Genomic DNA, 16,921 nt, shown 5'->3' with positions numbered 1-16,921 from the left:
GCGGCGGCCTGAACCCCGCCCGTTTCATGCACCGGCCATTTCATGTTCCGCGGCCAGCGCCAGAAACGCCGAGCGCGACATGCCGCGCGCCTGGGCGTAAGTGTCGATTTCCTGAACCAACGCTTCGGGCAACGAGATATTGATACGCACCGCCTTCTTCAAGGCGGGAATATTCCGGGTGGCGACAAGCCCCCACGTGAAATCCGCATAGTCGGGATTGCGCCGATGCTCCTCCAGCGAGAGTCGCGCAGGGACCGGCAAGCCTTCGTCGAGCAGCAGATCAAGATGCGCTTCAATGGCTTCTTTCGCGTTTGCGTAGGCCTCTTCCAGCGTATCGCCTGCTGCGTAACAACCCGGGATGTCGGGCACGATCACGCCGAACGCGTGATCCGCATTGCCCGGTTCAATCGCGATCGGAAAAGTCAGGTTTTTCATTTCAGTCCCGCCTGTTTCAAGATGCTGTTCAACGTGCCGGGAGGAAGGTCTTTGTTCGGATGCGGGATGGTCACGAGACCGGCTCTTGCCGCGTGACGGAAATGATGGTGGCTTCCCGATATGCGGATCAGCCGCCAGCCAGCCGCTTGAATGAGTTTCATAACCTCGGCGCTTTTCATGCTGCACTCCTCGAATCATACACACGACTACACAACCTCGCTAGTGGGTAGCACTCCGCCGATGCTCGTCCGGAGACTTCTGGAAAAAAGCTCGGGACGTCGGAGTGTTCAGTAAGGGGAAGCCGTGATTTCAACGCGGCTGGCCAATCCGCGCCACCTGGCCGGATGGCTAACGTGCAGGAGTAGGAGTGAGGTTTGCTCGAACTGAGGGAGCTGAAAGAAAAAAGGGCTCGTCAAAAGACGAACCCCTTTCAATTCACCATGTGTATCAGACCGCGCATCAGGCCGCGCAGGTCCAGTGACAATCTTTACACGGCGGGACGCGCCGGAATCCGGCCATCCGGACCATAAAAACCGGCCTTTTGCGGCACGGCCACCTGCAGCGCCGTCAGCGCCCGCTGGTTGTAGTCCATCCGCACGCGGATCAGTTCACCGTTGCTCGTATTGCTGCGCCGCGCGCGTTCGGCGGCTTTTTGCAGCAGCGACCATTGTTCAGCGATGCGTGCGTCGGTGCTGGCCGCGAGCTCCATGCCGGGCCACCCGGCCGGGAAGCCCAGCTCGGCGAGCAGCCCGTCGCGCGTGGCTTCGAGCCTGGCGAGTTCACCGATCAATCCGGTTTTCTGCTCGATGATCGGCGGCAGTAGTTCCAGCGGCGACAAGGCGGTCAGCGCCTTGGTCTCGAGCGTCAGAATCGAGGCAAATGCCTCGACGGCCGAATATTCTTCGATGAGGGTGGCAAGCAGGGCGTCTTTCATCTCAACAACTCGCTGAACACGACGGCTCGCGCATGATGGGCGAGCCGGGTTGGTCGAATGCCGCCCGGCACTTCACCGTAATTCGATGCGTCGATCAGTTGCCGGTCGACGAGGTTTTGCTTTGCAACAGTTCGCGCGCCGTGTTCAGCACGCCGTCGGCGATCTTGCCGGAATCGATCTTCAGCGAGCCGTCCTTGATGGCCTGCTTGATCGACTCGACATGCGCCGTGTCGATGTCGGCCGAGCCGGACGCCGCGAGGCTGCGCAGATGCTGCGACAGGCCCGACAGGCTGACGCTGGCGTCGCCCGAACCGCTGGTGGTGGTCGGCGAGCTCGTGCCCGCAGTCTGCGCGTTGCTGTTCGCGGTCGTCGCGTCGCCTGGTTGCGAGCGGGACAGGGCGTCTTTCAACGTCGGCAGATTCGAATTGGTTGTGGAATCGACTTTCACGATTGGCTTCCTGAACGATTTGATCCTGATAACGGCAATCGGTGATCAAAACTTTAGCGCAATCGCTCCAGGTTTTGCCTTGTCTTTCAGGCCAATCCGGCCCCTTGGCGACCCCGCCGGCGGTTTCATTCGCTACGCCTTGCGCGGCGGCCCGAGCGGGCGTCGGGCAGGCTGGGCGCATGATCCGCGCCGTGGCGCGCGCGCCGCGGCGATTCACAGCTGGATCTCCACGGTCGAGCCGTCTTTCACGATGCCGGAAATGATCTGGCCGTTGGCCGTCTTGACCCGCACCTGCTGGCCCGGCGACGCGTTGTTCATCGCGCTGCCTTCCGCCGAGATCGCGAACCCCTGGCCCGCCGCCACGACTCGCACCGTCTGTCCGATCGACACCGCCGACGCGCTCTTCAGCATGTCACGGCGCAGCGGCATGCCGCCGGCGACACGCGTGAGCGTGACCGAGCCGACCGCCTGCGAGGGGTCCGTGACGATGGCCTGCGGCAAGCCGGTCAGATCGCCGTCGCGTGCGACGAGGTCGGCTGCGGTGAGCACTTCGCCCGGCGCCATCGCGCGCGCGGCCAGATAGTAGGTGGCGCGCAGCGAGATGCGCGCCTGCAGATAGATCGTCCACGGACGCTCGCCCGCGCAGCGCACGCCGACGGTCATGCGGCCCCACAGGCGCGCGCCGCTCGGCATGAACGGTTCGAGCGTCGTGCAGGCGCTGAGACCGCGCGGAAATGCCGCCGCCACGGTGATGTCCACCTTGCCGGGCAAGCCGGCGGATTGTTGCTGAAGAAACGCGAGCGCGGCGCTGCGGATTGCCTCGGGATCTTGCTGGCCGGGCAGCGGTGCGGCTTGCGCAACCGCCGCGGGACGCAGGTTCTGCTGCGCGACCGCGGGTGCGACGGGCCGCGCCGCCGACGCGCCGGCAATCGTGGCCGGCGCGGGCGCAGCGGCCGCAGCCGGAGCGGCAACCGCCCTGGTCGCAACCGGCTTGCCGTTCGCACCAAACTGCGGCGGCTCACCGCGTGAAGCGAGGCTGTCGAAGCCTGCGGTCGCGGATGCCCCCGCGACAGCGGCGAGCGGTGCGTTGGCGGCCACCGGCTGGACGCCCGCGACTTGCCGTGCGCCGCTGAGCTGCGGCGCGGGCGTGACCACGACCGGCACGACCTGGCGCGAAGCCGGCACGACGTTGACTCTCGCGACACCGTCCTTCGGACTGGCGCTGCCCGGCGCGGGAATCGTCACGACCCCGTTGGCGTCGGGCTTGAAGTTGGTGCGGATCATTTGCGGCGCGGCCGGCGGTTCGCCCGCGCCCGGAATGACGATCGAGCCGTTCGCATTGGCGGCACGCGTGAACGGATCGGCGTCGCGCGCCGTCTGGCCCGGTGTCAGCGATTGCGCGGTGGCGGCCGCCAGCGTGGCGGCGGAGCCGGCGCGCTTCGCGGGCGCGGCCTGCATGTGCTCGGCCAGATCGGCGAGCGCGGCCGGATTCTTTTCTCCGGGACCGGGAATCACGATCGGACCGCCGGCTTCCTGAGCCTGGCTGCTGGCCGGCAGCAGCACGATGCCGCCGGCGACCCACACCGTCAGACTCACGACGAGCCGGGTCACGAGGCGCGAAGCCCCGCGCGAAGTGCGCCGTGCGGCATGAGCGCCCGCGCCCACGCGATGCGCGGCCGCGCGGTTTGCGCGGTGCGTCGGCTCGAAGGTGGGCTGGTCCATCGTGTTTCTCCATCGAATGCATCGGTACGCCTTGCATTCTAGTGAGCGCCCCCTTTGCGCAAACGTTGAATAGAAGCCCCCTTTCCCGGTTATTCGTCCGATTGCCGCTTGCGTTCGGCCCATAAGATGCACCTCATGCAAAAAGGTCTTCCCGCCTGGCGCAGTCTTCATGCGAGGCGCGCATGGGAAGCCTCGGGAACCTTCTCCGGAGATTCTTATGCTGGACAAACTCGATGCCGAATTCGCCTTTGGCCGTCAAGCGCTCGATGTGCGCGCTTACCGGCAGGAGCTGCTGTCGTCGAATATCGCCAATGCCGATACCCCCGGGTACAAGGCGCGCGACGTCGACTTCGCCTCGTCGCTCGCCGGCGCGCTGAAGAAGGCCGGCGGCAGCGCCGGCACCGCTGCGTCGAACAGCTCGACGCTGGCCATGACGCAGCCCGCGGGCGTGACGGGCGGTATGTCGATGGTGTCGACCGCGCCGGGCCACATGGCCGGCAAGTCGACGCTGACGCCGACCGGCGGTGCGCCCGACGACTACGGCAATCTGCAATACCGCGTGCCGACGCAACCCGCGCTCGACGGCAACACGGTCGACATCGACACAGAGCGGGTGCAGTTCGCGGACAACACCTTGCACTTCGAATCGGGCATGACGGTGTTGTCCAGCCAGATCAAAACGATGCTGTCGGCGATCCAGTCGGGCTCGTAAGAAGCCACGGCGACAGACTCGGCAGTACGCAGGAACAATCGCTACGGGATTAACGTGAAGCCGGCTCAACCCGTGCAACCGCGTTGCACGGGACCGGAGTAGGCGCTGAAGCGCTAACTCCGGCCGACACAGGAGAAGTCAGGAAAACATGCCATCTTTAATGAACATTTTTGGTGTCGCGGGCTCCGCAATGTCCGCGCAGTCGCAACGGCTCAACGTGACGGCGTCGAATCTCGCCAACGCGGACAGCACGACTGGCCCGGACGGCCAGCCGTACAAGGCCAAGCAGGTCGTGTTCGCGGTCAGCCCGCTGGGCGGCGCGCGCACGGCTTCCGGCCAGCAGGTCGGCGGCGTGCAGGTCACCGGCGTGGTCGACGACCCGACGCCGATGAAGACCGCGTACGACCCCGGCAATCCGGCCGCGAATGCGGACGGCTACGTCACGCTGCCGAACGTCGATCCGGTACAGGAGATGGTCAACATGATCTCGGCCTCGCGCTCGTATCAGGCCAACGTGGAGACCTTGAACACCGCCAAGACCCTGATGCTGAAAACGCTCACGATCGGAACCTGAGGAGAGCTCCTTGACCACCAACACCACCATCGGCAGCAACGGCACGAATGTGTCGCAAACGCTGCTCGATACGATGAACGGTACGAACAGTGCCTCGAGCTCCACCAGCTCGACGGGCAGCACTTCGGGCACGTCGGCGACCGATCTGCAGAACACCTTCCTGCAACTGCTCGTCGCACAGTTGAAGAACCAGGATCCGACCAATCCGATGGACAGCTCGCAGATGACCTCGCAGCTGGCGCAGATCAACACGGTCTCGGGCATCAGTCAGCTGAACACGACGCTCACCTCGCTCGCCACGCAGATGTCGGCGGGCCAGCAGTCGCAGGCCGCGCTGCTGATCGGCTCGACCGTGCTGGCGCCGGGCAGTTCGGTTTCGGTCGCGAGCGGCAAGGCCGGCGCGTTCGGCGTGCAGCTCGCCAACCCGGTGGGCGACCTGCAGGTGGTGGTGAAGAACTCGTCGGGCCAGATCGTCAGCACGCTCGACCTCGGCAAGCAGTCGGCGGGCACGATTCCGGTGGGCTGGACGCCGACCGATTCGGCCGGCAACGCGCTGCCCGACGGCACGTACACGATCAGCGCGGTCGGCACGATCAACGGTCAGCAGGCCACGGCCACCACGCTCACGGGCGCAACGGTGCAAAGCGTCGTCATGCAGGCCAACGGCACGCCGGGCCTCGTGCTGTCGAACGGCTCGACGGTCGGCTTGACCAGCGTCGCCGCCATCCTCTGATTCAGATTCAGTCAGTCACGACTTTCCAGATACGGAGACCGTCATGGGTTACCAACAAGGTTTGAGCGGTTTGTCGGCATCGTCGAGCGATCTCGATGTGATCGGCAACAACATTGCCAACGCGAACACGGTTGGCTTCAAGAGCGGCGCCGCGCAGTTCGCCGACATGTACGCCAATTCGGTGGCGACGGCGGTGGGCAACCAGATCGGCATCGGCACCAAGCTTGCCGACGTGCAGCAGCAGTTCTCGCAAGGCACGATCACGAGCACCAACCAGGCGCTCGATGTCGCGATCAACGGCAATGGTTTCTTCCAGCTGTCGAACAACGGCTCGCTGGTGTACTCGCGCAACGGCGTGTTCCAGCTCGACAAGAACGGCTTCATCACCAACGCGCAAGGTCTGCAACTGATGGGCTACGCCGCGAACAGCTCGGGCATCATCAACACCGCGCAAACCGTGCCGCTCACCGTGCCGACCGCAAACATCGCGCCGCAGGCGACCACCAAGATCGTCGCCGGCCTGAACCTGAATGCGCAGGATCCGCTGATGCTCGGCACGCCGGCCGTGACGCCGACGCTCGTCACGGGCAGCACGCTCACGACGCCCGGCGCGACCATCACGAACACGGCTTCGGGTACGAACAACGACAGCTACACCGTCAACTTCACGAGCCCGACGACCTACACGGTCACCGACACCACGCTCGGCACGACATCCGCCTCCGCGACGTACACGGCGGGCACGGCGATCTCGCTGGGCAATGGCCAGACCATCACGTTCAACGGCACGCCGGCTACCGGCGACAGCGTCGCGATCGCGCCGACGCCCGTGGCGTTCAACCAGAACAGCTCGTCGACGTACAACTACTCGACCAGCACCACGGTCTACGACTCGCTCGGCGGCTCGCAGACGGTCAACATGTACTTCGCCAAGACCTCGGCCGGCACGTGGAACGTGTATGCCGGCACGTCGACGGGCACGGCGCAACTGATCGGCCACGCCAACTTCAACTCGTCGGGCACGCTGCTCGGCACGACGGACGCATCCGGCACCGCGACCACCACGCCGTTCGCCTACAACTTCCAGATTCCGACCACCGACGGTTCTTCGACGCCGCAGAATCTGACGCTGAACATCGCCGGCACGACGCAGTACGGCGGCAAGGACGGCGTGAACTCGCTGCAGCCCGACGGCTACGCAGCCGGCACGCTGACGAGCTTCACGATCGGTGCCGACGGCACGCTGACCGGCAACTATTCGAACCAGCAAACCGCAGCGCTCGGCCAGATCGTGCTGGCGAACTTCTCGAACCAGAACGGTCTCGTGAACCTCGGCAACAACGAATTCCAGCAGACCTCGCAATCCGGCGTCGCGCAGATTTCGGCACCGGGCTCGACCAACCACGGCGTGCTGCAAGGCGGCGCGGTGGAAAACTCGAACGTCGATCTGACGAGCGAACTGGTGGATCTGATCACCGCGCAGCGCAACTATCAGGCGAACGCGCAGACGATCAAGACCCAGCAGACCGTCGACCAGACCCTGATCAACCTGTAAGCGACCGGGACCCACCCATCATGGATCGGCTGATCTACACCGCGATGTCGGGCAGCACGCAGGCGCTCGAACAGCAGGCTATCGTCGCGAACAACCTGGCCAACGCATCGACCACCGGTTTTCGCGCGCAACTGGCGACTTTCCGTGCCGTGCCGATGTCGTTCGGCGACGGCAGTTCGATCAACGACAACACCACCCGCACCTTCGTGCTGTCGTCGACGCCGGGCGCGGACTACACGCCCGGGCCGATCCAGCAGACGGGCAACCCGCTCGACGTGGCGATCCAGGGGCCGGGCTGGCTCGCGGTGCAAACCGCTGACGGCGGCGAGGCTTACACGCGCGCCGGCAATCTGCATATCGACGAAAACGGTCAACTGGTGAACGCCACCAATCAGGTGGTGCTCGGCAACGGCGGGCCGGTCTCGGTGCCGCCGGGCGCGGAGATCACCATCGGCAAGGACGGCACGGTGTCCGCGCTGACGCCGGGCGATCCGCCCACCGCGGTGGTGACGGTCGATCAGCTGAAGCTGGTGAATCCGGATCCGCAAACCATGACGCGCGGCGACGACGGCCTCTTTCGTACCGGCGACGGCAACCCTGCCGATGCCGATCCGACCGTCACGCTGGCGCCGGCGTCGCTGGAGGGCAGCAACGTGAATCCGGTGAGCGCGATGGTCTCGATGATCACCAACGCGCGCCAGTTCCAGATGCAGACCAAGCTGCTGGAAAGCGCCGACAAGAACGACCAGTCCGCCAACCAGCTGCTCAGCTTCAGCTAACGGGCGCTCAGGCGCCTTGGAGAAGAATAGTGAATCGCTCACTCTACATCGCCGCAACCGGCATGAATGCGCAGCAGGCGCAGATGGACGTGATCTCGAACAACCTCGCGAACGTCAGCACCAACGGTTTCAAGGGCTCGCGCGCCGTGTTCGAGGATCTGCTGTATCAGACCATCCGCCAGCCGGGCGCGAATTCGACGCAGAACACCGAACTGCCGTCCGGCATCCAGCTCGGCACCGGCGTGCAGCAGGTCGCCACCGAACGTCTGTACACGCAGGGCAACCTGCAGCAGACCGGCAACTCGAAAGACGTTGCGATCAACGGCCAGGGTTTTTTCCAGGTGCAGATGCCCGACGGCACGACTGCCTATACCCGCGACGGCTCGTTCCAGACCAACGCGCAAGGCCAGCTCGTGACATCGAGCGGCTACCAGGTGATTCCGGCCATCACGATCCCGAACAACGCGACCTCGCTCACCATCGGCAGCGACGGCGTGGTGTCGATCACCGTTGCCGGTTCGACCAACAGCCAGCAGCTCGGCTCGATGCAGATCGCCACTTTCATCAACCCGGCCGGCCTCGATGCGAAGGGTGAAAACCTGTTCGCGGAGACCGCTTCGTCGGGCGCGCCGAACGTCGCGCAGCCGGGCCTGAATGGCGCGGGTACGTTGAATCAGGGCTACGTGGAAGCATCAAACGTGAACGTGGTGCAGGAACTGGTGAACATGATCCAGACGCAACGCGCTTACGAAATCAACAGCAAGGCCGTGACGACTTCCGACCAGATGCTGCAGACCCTGAGCCAGATGCAGGTTTAAGGCTCAAGGGACTGGCAATGAATAGCGCCCCCCACCCTGCTGCTTCGCGCCAGGCCCTCCAAGGGCGGGCGAGAAAACTTGGGGTGGCCCGGCGTTTTCTCGAAAGGCAGTAATGATGATGTCGCACCTCACTCGCAATCCGGTTCATTCGCGCACCGCGCAGGCGCTCGTGCAGCTCACGCTGCTCGCGGCCCTGGGTGGCTGCGGCCTCGTGCCCAAGCAGCCGATCACGCAGCAGCCGATGACGGCGCTGCCGCCGATGCCGCCGCAGGCGCAGTCGCCGGGCTCGATCTTCAACCCCGGTTACGCAGGCCGGCCGTTGTTCGAAGACCAGCGCCCGCGCAATGTCGGCGACATCCTGACCATCGTGATTCAGGAAAACGTTAACGCAACCAAGTCGTCGGGCGCCAACGCGAACCGCTCGGGCAACACCAACTTCAACGTGCCGACGGCGGGCTTCCTTGGCGGCCTGTTCGGCAAGACCAATCTGAGCGCCACGGGCGCCAATGTATTCAGCGGCACCGGCGGCGCGAACGCGTCGAATACGTTCAACGGCACGATCACCGTGACGGTGACGGGCGTGCTGCCGAACGGCAACCTGATGGTGAGCGGCGAAAAGCAGATGCTGATCAATCAGGGCGATGAGTTCGTGCGCTTCTCCGGCGTGGTGAATCCGAACACGATCTCCAATCTGAACGCCGTCTACTCGACCCAGGTGGCCGACGCGAAGATCGAATATTCCGCGAAGGGTTATCTCAACGAAGCCGAGAATATGGGCTGGTTGCAGCGCTTCTTCCTCAACGTGTCGCCGTGGTGATCATGCGTACCGTCTTCTTTCGCTCCGGCCGCCTCAACCGCTTCGCGCGAGTCGTTCAGCTCGGCCGCGCGGTGGCGCTACTCGTGCTCGCCTGCGCGGCGTTGCCGGTGGCGACGCCCGCGCACGCCGAGCGTCTGAAGGATCTCGTGCAGATTCAGGGCGTGCGCGACAACCCGCTGATCGGCTACGGCCTCGTCGTCGGTCTCGACGGCACGGGCGACCAGACCACGCAGACGCTGTTCACCACGCAGACGCTCGCCAACATGCTGGCGAACCTCGGCATCTCGATCAACAACCAGGCGGCGGGCTCGACCAACCAGCAGTCGTCGCTGTCGAACATCCAGTTGAAGAACGTCGCGGCGGTGATGGTGACGGCGGTGTTGCCGCCGTTCGCGCGTCCGGGCGAGGCGATCGACGTGACGGTGTCCTCGCTCGGCAATGCCAAGAGCCTGCGCGGCGGCACGCTGCTACTCACGCCGCTGAAGGGCGCCGACGGCCAGGTGTATGCGCTCGGCCAGGGCAATCTCGCCGTCGGCGGCGCGGGCGCCAGCGCGAACGGCAGCAAGGTGCAGGTGAACACGCTGGCCGCGGGGCGCATTGCCGGCGGCGCGATCGTCGAGCGCGCGGTGCCGACTTCGGTGTCGCAGGCCGGCACGATGCAACTCGATCTGAACGACATGGACTACGACACCACGCAGCGCGTGGTGGCCGCGGTGAACAACGCGTTCGGCAGCGGCACGGCGACCGCGCTCGACGGCCGCACGATCCAGCTGCGCGCGCCGAGCGATCCGGAACAGCAGGTCGCCTTCATGGCGCAATTGCAGAACCTCGACGTCAAGCCGGCGCAAGCCGCCGCGAAGGTGATCCTGAACGCGCGCACCGGCTCGATCGTGATGAATCAGATGGTCACGCTGCAGAACTGCGCGGTGGCGCACGGCAATCTTTCGGTTGTGATCAATACGCAGCCGGTGGTGAGCCAGCCGGGCGCGTTCTCGAACGGCCAGACGGTGGTCGCCAAGCAGTCGCAGATCCAGATGAAGCAGGACAACGGCGCACTGAAGCTGGTGACTGCCGGCGCCAATCTCGCCGAAGTGGTGAAGGCGCTCAACGCATTGGGTGCGACGCCCGCGGATCTGATGTCGATCCTGCAGGCGATGAAAGCGGCGGGCGCTCTGCGCGCCGACCTGGAAATCATCTAGGGAAGACACAGGATGAATTCGGATACGACCAATTCCGCCGCTTCGGCGAACGACCTGACCCAGCGCTTCGCGCTCGACGTGCAGGGCTTCGCGAAGCTGAGCGCGCAGGCCAAGGCATCCCCGCAAGCCGGCATGAAGATGGCCGCGCAACAGTTCGACGCGGTATTCACGCAGATGATGCTGAAGAGCATGCGCGACGCGACCCCGCAGGACGGTCCGTTCGATTCGCACGACAGCGCCACCTTCACGTCGATGATGGATCAGCAGTTGTCGCAGCAGCTTTCGCAAAAGGGGATTGGCGTGGCGGACGCCATGCTCAAGCAGTTGATGCGCAATCAGGGCATGCAGGTGGGCGGCGGTGCGGGCGCCGCGGGTGGATTGGCCGGCATGGCCAACGCGTTGGGCGGCGGCAGCGGCGGCGACGAAGGCCAGACGGCGGCGCTGAACGCGCTCGCGAGAGCGTACGGCAATGCCCAGGCCAACGGCCAGTTGGCGATCGGCAGGGGCTATTCGGCCAACAGCGCGCTCACTCCGCCGCTCAAGGGCGACGGCAGCTCACCGAAGGTCGACGCTTTCGTGGACAAGCTCGCCGGGCCGGCCCAGGCCGCGAGCGCGGCGACCGGCATACCGGCGCGCTTCATCATCGGTCAGGCCGCGCTCGAATCGGGCTGGGGCAAGAGCGAGATCCGGAAGACGGACGGTTCGACCAGCCACAATGTGTTCGGCATCAAGGCGACCAAAGACTGGACCGGCAAGACTGTGTCGACGGTCACGACTGAATATGTGAACGGCAAGCCGCAGCGCACCGTCGAAAAATTCCGTGCGTACGACTCGTATCAGGAAGCCATGACCGACTATGCGAGCCTGCTCAAGGGCAATCCGCGCTATGCGCAGGTGATCAATTCGGCACACGACGTGAACGGTTTTGCCAACGGCATGCAGCGCGCCGGCTACGCCACCGATCCGCATTACGCGAAAAAACTGATGTCCATCATGCAGAAGATGGGCTGAGAGATGGGCTGAGCGGCCGTCGCGCCGTTCGAACCATCCGCTCATTCAATCGAATAAAACCATGCACGCGACGGGGCCAGGTGCATAAAAAGACGGACGAGGCCGGCTGCCGTGGGCGGCCGGCCCACCCGCGAGAGGCATAATGCGGTTTTCACCGTTTGCGGAAATAATTCATCGCAGGCCCCTAAATTTTATCCGGACGCTGCCGCTAATCAGTTAGACCCAATACCGGAAAAGCGTTGTAATGTCCGGTTTGACGCGCGTGCCGCGGCTTCGATGAAGACCGCGCGAAAGCCCCGGCAGGAGCCCTGGCACGCGCCCGCAAGAACAAGCATACCGGCAAGCCCATGGATACTAACCAGTCGAACGGCCAGACCGACACGCCCGGCCAGCCGCACGCACCGACCGACGAAAGCGGCAACGATTTTGGCCGTCGCAATCCGCTGGAGATCGGCGTTCAGTTGCGCAATCTCGTCAATCGCGGCGATTTCCTCACCGTTCAGTACGCGGGCGGACAACTCGTGACCCGTCTGCTCGACGTCGACGTGCGCGGGCGCACCTTCACGTTCGATTGGGGCGCACTGTCCCATCAGAACAAAGGCCTGCTCAGCGCGCCGCGCTGCCAGTTCCACGCACAGCCGGACGGCGTGCGCGTCGAATTCGCCACCAGCACGCCGCGCGAAACCCGTTTCGAAGGACTGCCCGCATTCGAGGCCGACTTCCCCGAGGTGCTGTTCTACGTGCAGCGCCGCGAGTATTTCCGTGTCGATGCGCCGATTCTCGACCCGTACATGTGCACCGGCCTTCTGCCCGAAGGCGACACGTTCCGCTTCGAAGTGCACGACCTTTCGCTGGGCGGCGTCGGCATGCGCACCACCGACGAACGCGTGGCCGAATTGCCGATGGGCACGCGCCTGATGGATTGCGAGCTGGCGCTCGGCGCGCTCGGCCGGCTCTCGCTCGATCTGCAGCTCGTGTCGCATCGTTCCACCGCGCTGCCCAACGGCACGCAGCGTTATCAACTCGGCTTCCGCTTCCTGACGCTGCCGGGCAGTGCGGAAAACACGCTGCAACGTCTGATTACGCAGCTCGAAATGAAGCGCCGTTCGCTGGTGCGCTGACTGGAAAATACTGGATCAGCGGCGCGCGAGTGTGCCTGCTCGCGCACCGTTCGCTTGCCGCTTCGTCACCACTGCCTCACCACCTGTTTTCCGCACCGTCCTCACCTTCATGCGCGACGCGTGACAAGCCCGGCAGGCTAGCCTCGTCAACGTTGAAACAGGCGTTGAAACAAACGTCGAACACACATCGGAATGACCTCAATTTTTCCCTGTTGAGGCCGTTAAACAGAATGTTCAAGTAACGCGGCGGCATGTGTACGGTGTCGCCCTTCAGGATGGCGCATGTCCAATCTCATCAATCTCGGCCTCAGTGGACTGAACGCAGCCCAGTGGGGACTCACGACGACCGGCCAGAACATCAGCAACGCGTCGACGCCCGGCTACACCATCGAAACGCCGGTATATGCGGAAAGCGGCGGCCAGTACACGGGTTCGGGCTATCTGCCGCAAGGGGTCTCGACCACGACCGTGACGCGCCAGTACAGCCAGTATCTGACCACTGAGCTGAACAACGCGCAGTCGTCCAGCAGTTCGCTGTCGACGTACAACACGCTGATCTCGCAACTGAACAATCTGATCGGCAGCCCGACTGCCGGGATTGCGAGCGCGATCACCAGCTATTTCACCGGCTTGCAGAACGTCTCGAACAACGCATCGAGCCTCGCGACGCGCCAGACCGCGATGAGCGGCGCGCAGACGCTGGTGAACCAGATCAACGCCGCGGGTCAGCAATACGACGCGCTGCGCCAGAGCGTCAACACGCAACTCACCAACACCGTTTCGCAGATTAACAGCTACTCGCAGCAGATCGCGCAACTGAACGGACAGATCGCCCAGGCCAGCACGCAAGGGCAGCCGCCGAACCAGTTGCTGGACCAGCGCGATCTCGCCGTGTCCAACCTGTCGCAGTTGATCGGCGTGAACGTCGTCAACAGCAACGGCAGCTACAGTGTGTTCATGAGCAATGGCCAGCCGCTCGTGTCGTCCACCAACAGCTACAACCTGGGCACCGCGCCTTCCACCGGCGACACCAGTGAACTGTCCGTGCAGTATCTCGGCCAGGCCGGCGCGAACCCGGCGGCGACGCCGCAGAACCTGCCCGACAGCAAGATCGACGGCGGCACGCTCGGCGGCCTGCTTGCGTTCCGCAGCCAGACGCTCGATCCGGGCGAGGCGCAACTCGGCGCGATCGCCGTGAGCTTCTCCGCGCAGGTCAACGCGCAGAACGGGCTCGGTATCACGCTCGCCGGCGCCAAGGGCGGCGCGCTGTTCTCGGTGGGCGGCCCGACCGTCTACGCGAACACACAGAACACCGGCAACGCGTCGCTGAACGTGTCGTTCGCGGACGCCACGCAGCCGACCACCGGCGACTACACGCTGGCCTACAACGGCACCACCTACACGCTGACCGACAATTCGACGGGCACCGTGGTGGGTTCGGCAACTAACCTGAGCCAGCCGATCAACGGCCTGAATTTCTCGACCACCGGCACGATGAACGCCGGCGATTCGTTCACAGTCGAGCCGACGCGCGGCGCGCTGAACAGTTTCGCGACCGCCACCACCGACGCATCGGCGATCGCCGCCGCCGCACCCGTGCTGGCCGCCGCTGCCGCGAGCAACACCGGCACCGCCACGATTACGCAGGGCACGGTGACGGCCGGCTACACCATGCCGAACTCGACCACCACGCTGTCGTACGACGGCACGGGCCTGTCCGGCTTCCCGGCCGGTTCGACGGTGACCGTGGCCGGTACGCCTCCCACCACGTACACGATCGCCAGCGCGGCGACGGTGGTGCCGTATTCGTCGGCGACCGGCGCCACGCTCACGATCAACAACGCGACCGCCGGCCAGATGAACAATGTGTCGGTGACGATCAGCAACGCACCGGCTGCCGGCGACAAGTTCACCATCGGCCCGAACACCGGCGCGACCAACGACGGTCGCAACGCGCTGGCATTGTCGAATTTGTCCACCGCGAAAGCGATGTCGGGCGGGACGGTCACGCTGACGGGCGCGTATGCGAACTACGTCAACAATATCGGCAACCAGACCAACCAGATCCAGACCTCGAGCACGGCGCAGAGTTCGCTGGTGACGCAGATCACCACCGCGCAGCAGTCGGTTTCGGGCGTGAACATCAACGAAGAAGCAGCCAACCTGCTTCAGTATCAGCAACTGTATCAGGCGAACAGCAAGGTCATCCAGACCGCGCAGACCCTGTTCCAGACGATACTCGGCATCTTCCAGTGAGGCGTTGACAATGCGCATCTCCAGCACGCAGTACTTCAACATGAACGTTGCGACGATGAGCGATCAGCAAGCTCAACTGTCGCAGTTGTATGCCGAGATTTCGAGCGGCGTGAGCCTCTCCACGCCGTCGGACAATCCGCTCGGCGCGGCACAGGCCGTGCAGCTGAGCTCGACGGCGACGACCCTGTCGCAATACACCACCAATCAGGGCACGGCGCTCGCCTCGCTGCAACAGGAAGACACCACGCTCGGCAGCGTCAACACCGTGCTGCAGACCATTCACACGCTGGTGCTGCGCGCCGGCGACGGGTCACTGAACGACGGCGACCGCGGTTCGATCGCGACGCAGTTGCAAAGCTTGCGCAGCCAGCTGATGACGCTCGCCAATTCGACCGATCCGCAGGGCAACTACCTGTTCGCCGGTTATCAAAGCAGCGCGCAGCCATACACCACGAATTCGGCCGGCGTCGTGACCTATTCCGGCGACACCGGCACGCCCGCCGTGCAGATCACCGACTCGCACGTCGTGCAGACCGGCGACAACGGCATTTCGATCTTTGGCAGCGTGGCGCCGATCGGCACGAGCGCCGTGCCGGCCGCGACGACCGGTAATACCGGCACGGGCGTGATCAGTTCGGTGAGCCTGAACAACCCGACCGATCCGACCAACGCCGACAAGTACTCGATCAACTTTTCGTCGGCGACCACCTACACCGTGAGCCAGACCGATCCGGCTACCGGCGCGGTGACCACGAGCGCGCCGCAGGCGTTCACCGCCGGCTCGGCCATCACGCTCGGCGGCCAGTCGGTGACGATCACCGGTGCGCCGAATGCCGGCGACAGCTTCACGGTGACACCGGCCACGCAAGGCAGCATGGACGTGTTCGCCAATCTGAGCCAGTTGATCACCACGCTGCAAACGCCGGTGTCGGGCGGCGCCTCGACGGCCAGCTTCCAGAGTGCGCTGACCACCAGCATGGCCCAGCTCGAAAACACGATGAACAACGTCGTGACGGCGCAAGCGGCCGTGGGTGGCCGCGAGCAGGAAGTGCAGGCATTGCAGACGGTCACGCAAACCAACACGCTGCAGACCTCGAGCAACCTCGCGGACCTGACGCAGACCGACATGGTCAAGACGATCGGCAAGTACACGATGACGCAGGCCGCATTGCAAGCGGCGCAGCAGGCGTTCGCGAAGATTCAGAACATCTCGCTGTTCCAGTACCTGAACTGATAGCACGAGTCGTCTGAAAACGGAGAAGGGCGGAGCCGGTGTGAGCCGGGGCCGCCCTTCTTGTTTTTGCGTGCGCTGCATTGCGCAGTCGAGGCTGGTTCTCGAACTCGCCAGCGTGCGCCGGTCGTCCTGATCATTTCGCCGGATCGCTCGATTCACTTAAGCGCTGACTGTCCCATTCGCCAAGGTCGATCGCATGTTGAAGCATCGCGATCGTAAGTGGCTCCCGCTCCTCGTATTTTTTTACGCCCCATCTCCGATGGAGCCAATTTGTAAAGATGGAAAATGGCCAAAAACTCAATCCTTCCATTTCAAAATAGCGGTTGAAATCAAAGTCGCCGGGCCGGACGTCGAACCGGGTGGAATAAGCTTCCATGAACTTGTCCGCATGGTCGCCGGTTATGCCAAATTCATCCACCAGAGAGTCGGAGGGTTTTATTTCAACTTCGTCGGCCAATCCAATTTCCTTGCGGATAAATGTTTCGAGTTCAGCCGAAACTACCGGTTGTTGCGTCATTGATTTGATCTTCCGGTTTTGCCAGTCTGTGTCGAGACTGATTGTTGCGGATGCCT

18 protein-coding genes are annotated in these 16,921 nt (G+C 64.1%); 12 read left to right on the top strand and 6 right to left on the bottom strand.

Annotated features, from left to right (window positions below):
- Positions 1-24: 24 nt before the first annotated feature.
- From BXE_RS21200 to flgA, 5 genes are all read right to left on the bottom strand, one after another.
- The gene (locus BXE_RS21200) at positions 25-435 is read right to left on the bottom strand and encodes a type II toxin-antitoxin system HicB family antitoxin (RefSeq protein WP_011490213.1); all 411 of its coding nucleotides are present in this window, start codon (positions 433-435) and stop codon (positions 25-27) included.
- A complete protein-coding gene (locus BXE_RS21195) occupies positions 432-614 on the bottom strand; it encodes a type II toxin-antitoxin system HicA family toxin (protein WP_007179958.1) in 183 nt (60 codons plus the stop codon). Before BXE_RS21195 ends, BXE_RS21200 begins: the two co-directional genes overlap by 4 nt.
- A 308-nt stretch (positions 615-922) precedes the next feature.
- Complete coding sequence (locus BXE_RS21190) at positions 923-1,369, bottom strand: flagella synthesis protein FlgN (RefSeq protein WP_011490212.1); 447 nt, start codon at positions 1,367-1,369, stop codon at positions 923-925.
- A gap of 94 nt (positions 1,370-1,463) precedes the next feature.
- Positions 1,464-1,817 carry a flagellar biosynthesis anti-sigma factor FlgM gene (gene flgM, locus BXE_RS21185; protein ID WP_011490211.1) on the bottom strand — a complete coding sequence of 118 codons (354 nt, stop codon included), beginning with the start codon at positions 1,815-1,817 and terminating at the stop codon, positions 1,464-1,466.
- Between the two features lie 213 nt (positions 1,818-2,030).
- Positions 2,031-3,539 carry a flagellar basal body P-ring formation chaperone FlgA gene (gene flgA / locus BXE_RS21180; protein ID WP_011490210.1) on the bottom strand — a complete coding sequence of 503 codons (1,509 nt, stop codon included), beginning with the start codon at positions 3,537-3,539 and terminating at the stop codon, positions 2,031-2,033.
- 217 nt (positions 3,540-3,756) lie between these two features.
- Here flgA and flgB point away from each other — a divergent pair, with 217 nt between their 5' ends.
- From flgB to flgL, 12 genes are all read left to right on the top strand, one after another.
- A complete protein-coding gene (gene flgB, locus BXE_RS21175; protein WP_011490209.1) occupies positions 3,757-4,251 on the top strand; it encodes a flagellar basal body rod protein FlgB in 495 nt (164 codons plus the stop codon).
- Between the two features lie 148 nt (positions 4,252-4,399).
- Positions 4,400-4,825 carry a flagellar basal body rod protein FlgC gene (flgC, locus tag BXE_RS21170; protein ID WP_007179953.1) on the top strand — a complete coding sequence of 142 codons (426 nt, stop codon included), beginning with the start codon at positions 4,400-4,402 and terminating at the stop codon, positions 4,823-4,825.
- Between the two features lie 10 nt (positions 4,826-4,835).
- Positions 4,836-5,558: a flagellar hook assembly protein FlgD gene (locus BXE_RS21165; RefSeq protein WP_011490208.1), complete on the top strand. Its 723-nt coding sequence runs from the start codon at positions 4,836-4,838 to the stop codon at positions 5,556-5,558.
- Between the two features lie 43 nt (positions 5,559-5,601).
- Complete coding sequence (locus tag BXE_RS21160) at positions 5,602-7,113, top strand: flagellar hook protein FlgE (protein WP_011490207.1); 1,512 nt, start codon at positions 5,602-5,604, stop codon at positions 7,111-7,113.
- A gap of 20 nt (positions 7,114-7,133) precedes the next feature.
- Positions 7,134-7,892 carry a flagellar basal-body rod protein FlgF gene (flgF, locus tag BXE_RS21155; protein ID WP_011490206.1) on the top strand — a complete coding sequence of 253 codons (759 nt, stop codon included), beginning with the start codon at positions 7,134-7,136 and terminating at the stop codon, positions 7,890-7,892.
- A 29-nt stretch (positions 7,893-7,921) separates the two neighbouring features.
- A complete protein-coding gene (gene flgG / locus BXE_RS21150; RefSeq protein WP_011490205.1) occupies positions 7,922-8,710 on the top strand; it encodes a flagellar basal-body rod protein FlgG in 789 nt (262 codons plus the stop codon).
- Positions 8,711-8,828: 118 nt separating this feature from the next.
- Positions 8,829-9,527, top strand: a complete 699-nt coding sequence (gene flgH, locus BXE_RS21145) for a flagellar basal body L-ring protein FlgH (RefSeq protein ID WP_038458465.1) — start codon at positions 8,829-8,831, stop codon at positions 9,525-9,527.
- Positions 9,528-9,529: 2 nt separating this feature from the next.
- Positions 9,530-10,726 carry a flagellar basal body P-ring protein FlgI gene (locus tag BXE_RS21140; protein ID WP_011490203.1) on the top strand — a complete coding sequence of 399 codons (1,197 nt, stop codon included), beginning with the start codon at positions 9,530-9,532 and terminating at the stop codon, positions 10,724-10,726.
- 12 nt (positions 10,727-10,738) lie between these two features.
- On the top strand, positions 10,739-11,737 hold the full coding sequence (gene flgJ, locus BXE_RS21135; RefSeq protein ID WP_011490202.1) for a flagellar assembly peptidoglycan hydrolase FlgJ: 999 nt from the start codon (positions 10,739-10,741) through the stop codon (positions 11,735-11,737).
- A 347-nt stretch (positions 11,738-12,084) separates the two neighbouring features.
- Positions 12,085-12,858 carry a flagellar brake protein gene (locus tag BXE_RS21130; RefSeq protein WP_011490201.1) on the top strand — a complete coding sequence of 258 codons (774 nt, stop codon included), beginning with the start codon at positions 12,085-12,087 and terminating at the stop codon, positions 12,856-12,858.
- A gap of 282 nt (positions 12,859-13,140) precedes the next feature.
- Positions 13,141-15,114 (top strand): flagellar hook-associated protein FlgK, encoded by a 1,974-nt coding sequence (gene flgK, locus BXE_RS21125; protein WP_011490200.1) that lies wholly within the window; start codon positions 13,141-13,143, stop codon positions 15,112-15,114.
- 10 nt (positions 15,115-15,124) lie between these two features.
- Positions 15,125-16,348 carry a flagellar hook-associated protein FlgL gene (gene flgL / locus BXE_RS21120; protein ID WP_011490199.1) on the top strand — a complete coding sequence of 408 codons (1,224 nt, stop codon included), beginning with the start codon at positions 15,125-15,127 and terminating at the stop codon, positions 16,346-16,348.
- 133 nt (positions 16,349-16,481) lie between these two features.
- On the opposite strand, the gene BXE_RS21115 is transcribed toward flgL, so the two are convergent.
- The gene (locus BXE_RS21115) at positions 16,482-16,865 is read right to left on the bottom strand and encodes a DUF1493 family protein (RefSeq protein ID WP_038457189.1); all 384 of its coding nucleotides are present in this window, start codon (positions 16,863-16,865) and stop codon (positions 16,482-16,484) included.
- Between the last annotated feature and the right edge of the window lie 56 nt (positions 16,866-16,921).

The sequence above is a fragment of the Paraburkholderia xenovorans LB400 genome, from assembly GCF_000013645.1.
Lineage (GTDB): Bacteria > Pseudomonadota > Gammaproteobacteria > Burkholderiales > Burkholderiaceae > Paraburkholderia > Paraburkholderia xenovorans.
The sequence above is the reverse complement of the archived record's forward strand: the minus strand, read 5'-3'. Positions and strand labels throughout refer to the sequence as shown.

Coding starts and splice junctions, on each gene's coding strand:
- flgH (WP_038458465.1), top strand. CDS start 8,829: ATGTCGCACCTCACTCGCAATCCGGTTCATTCGCGCACCGCGCAGGCG.
- flgC (WP_007179953.1), top strand. CDS start 4,400: ATGCCATCTTTAATGAACATTTTTGGTGTCGCGGGCTCCGCAATGTCC.
- flgL (WP_011490199.1), top strand. CDS start 15,125: ATGCGCATCTCCAGCACGCAGTACTTCAACATGAACGTTGCGACGATG.
- BXE_RS21115 (WP_038457189.1), bottom strand. CDS start 16,865: ATGACGCAACAACCGGTAGTTTCGGCTGAACTCGAAACATTTATCCGC.
- flgA (WP_011490210.1), bottom strand. CDS start 3,539: ATGGACCAGCCCACCTTCGAGCCGACGCACCGCGCAAACCGCGCGGCC.
- BXE_RS21130 (WP_011490201.1), top strand. CDS start 12,085: ATGGATACTAACCAGTCGAACGGCCAGACCGACACGCCCGGCCAGCCG.
- BXE_RS21140 (WP_011490203.1), top strand. CDS start 9,530: ATGCGTACCGTCTTCTTTCGCTCCGGCCGCCTCAACCGCTTCGCGCGA.
- BXE_RS21195 (WP_007179958.1), bottom strand. CDS start 614: ATGAAAAGCGCCGAGGTTATGAAACTCATTCAAGCGGCTGGCTGGCGG.
- flgF (WP_011490206.1), top strand. CDS start 7,134: ATGGATCGGCTGATCTACACCGCGATGTCGGGCAGCACGCAGGCGCTC.
- flgJ (WP_011490202.1), top strand. CDS start 10,739: ATGAATTCGGATACGACCAATTCCGCCGCTTCGGCGAACGACCTGACC.
- flgB (WP_011490209.1), top strand. CDS start 3,757: ATGCTGGACAAACTCGATGCCGAATTCGCCTTTGGCCGTCAAGCGCTC.
- BXE_RS21190 (WP_011490212.1), bottom strand. CDS start 1,369: ATGAAAGACGCCCTGCTTGCCACCCTCATCGAAGAATATTCGGCCGTC.
- BXE_RS21200 (WP_011490213.1), bottom strand. CDS start 435: ATGAAAAACCTGACTTTTCCGATCGCGATTGAACCGGGCAATGCGGAT.
- BXE_RS21160 (WP_011490207.1), top strand. CDS start 5,602: ATGGGTTACCAACAAGGTTTGAGCGGTTTGTCGGCATCGTCGAGCGAT.
- flgK (WP_011490200.1), top strand. CDS start 13,141: ATGTCCAATCTCATCAATCTCGGCCTCAGTGGACTGAACGCAGCCCAG.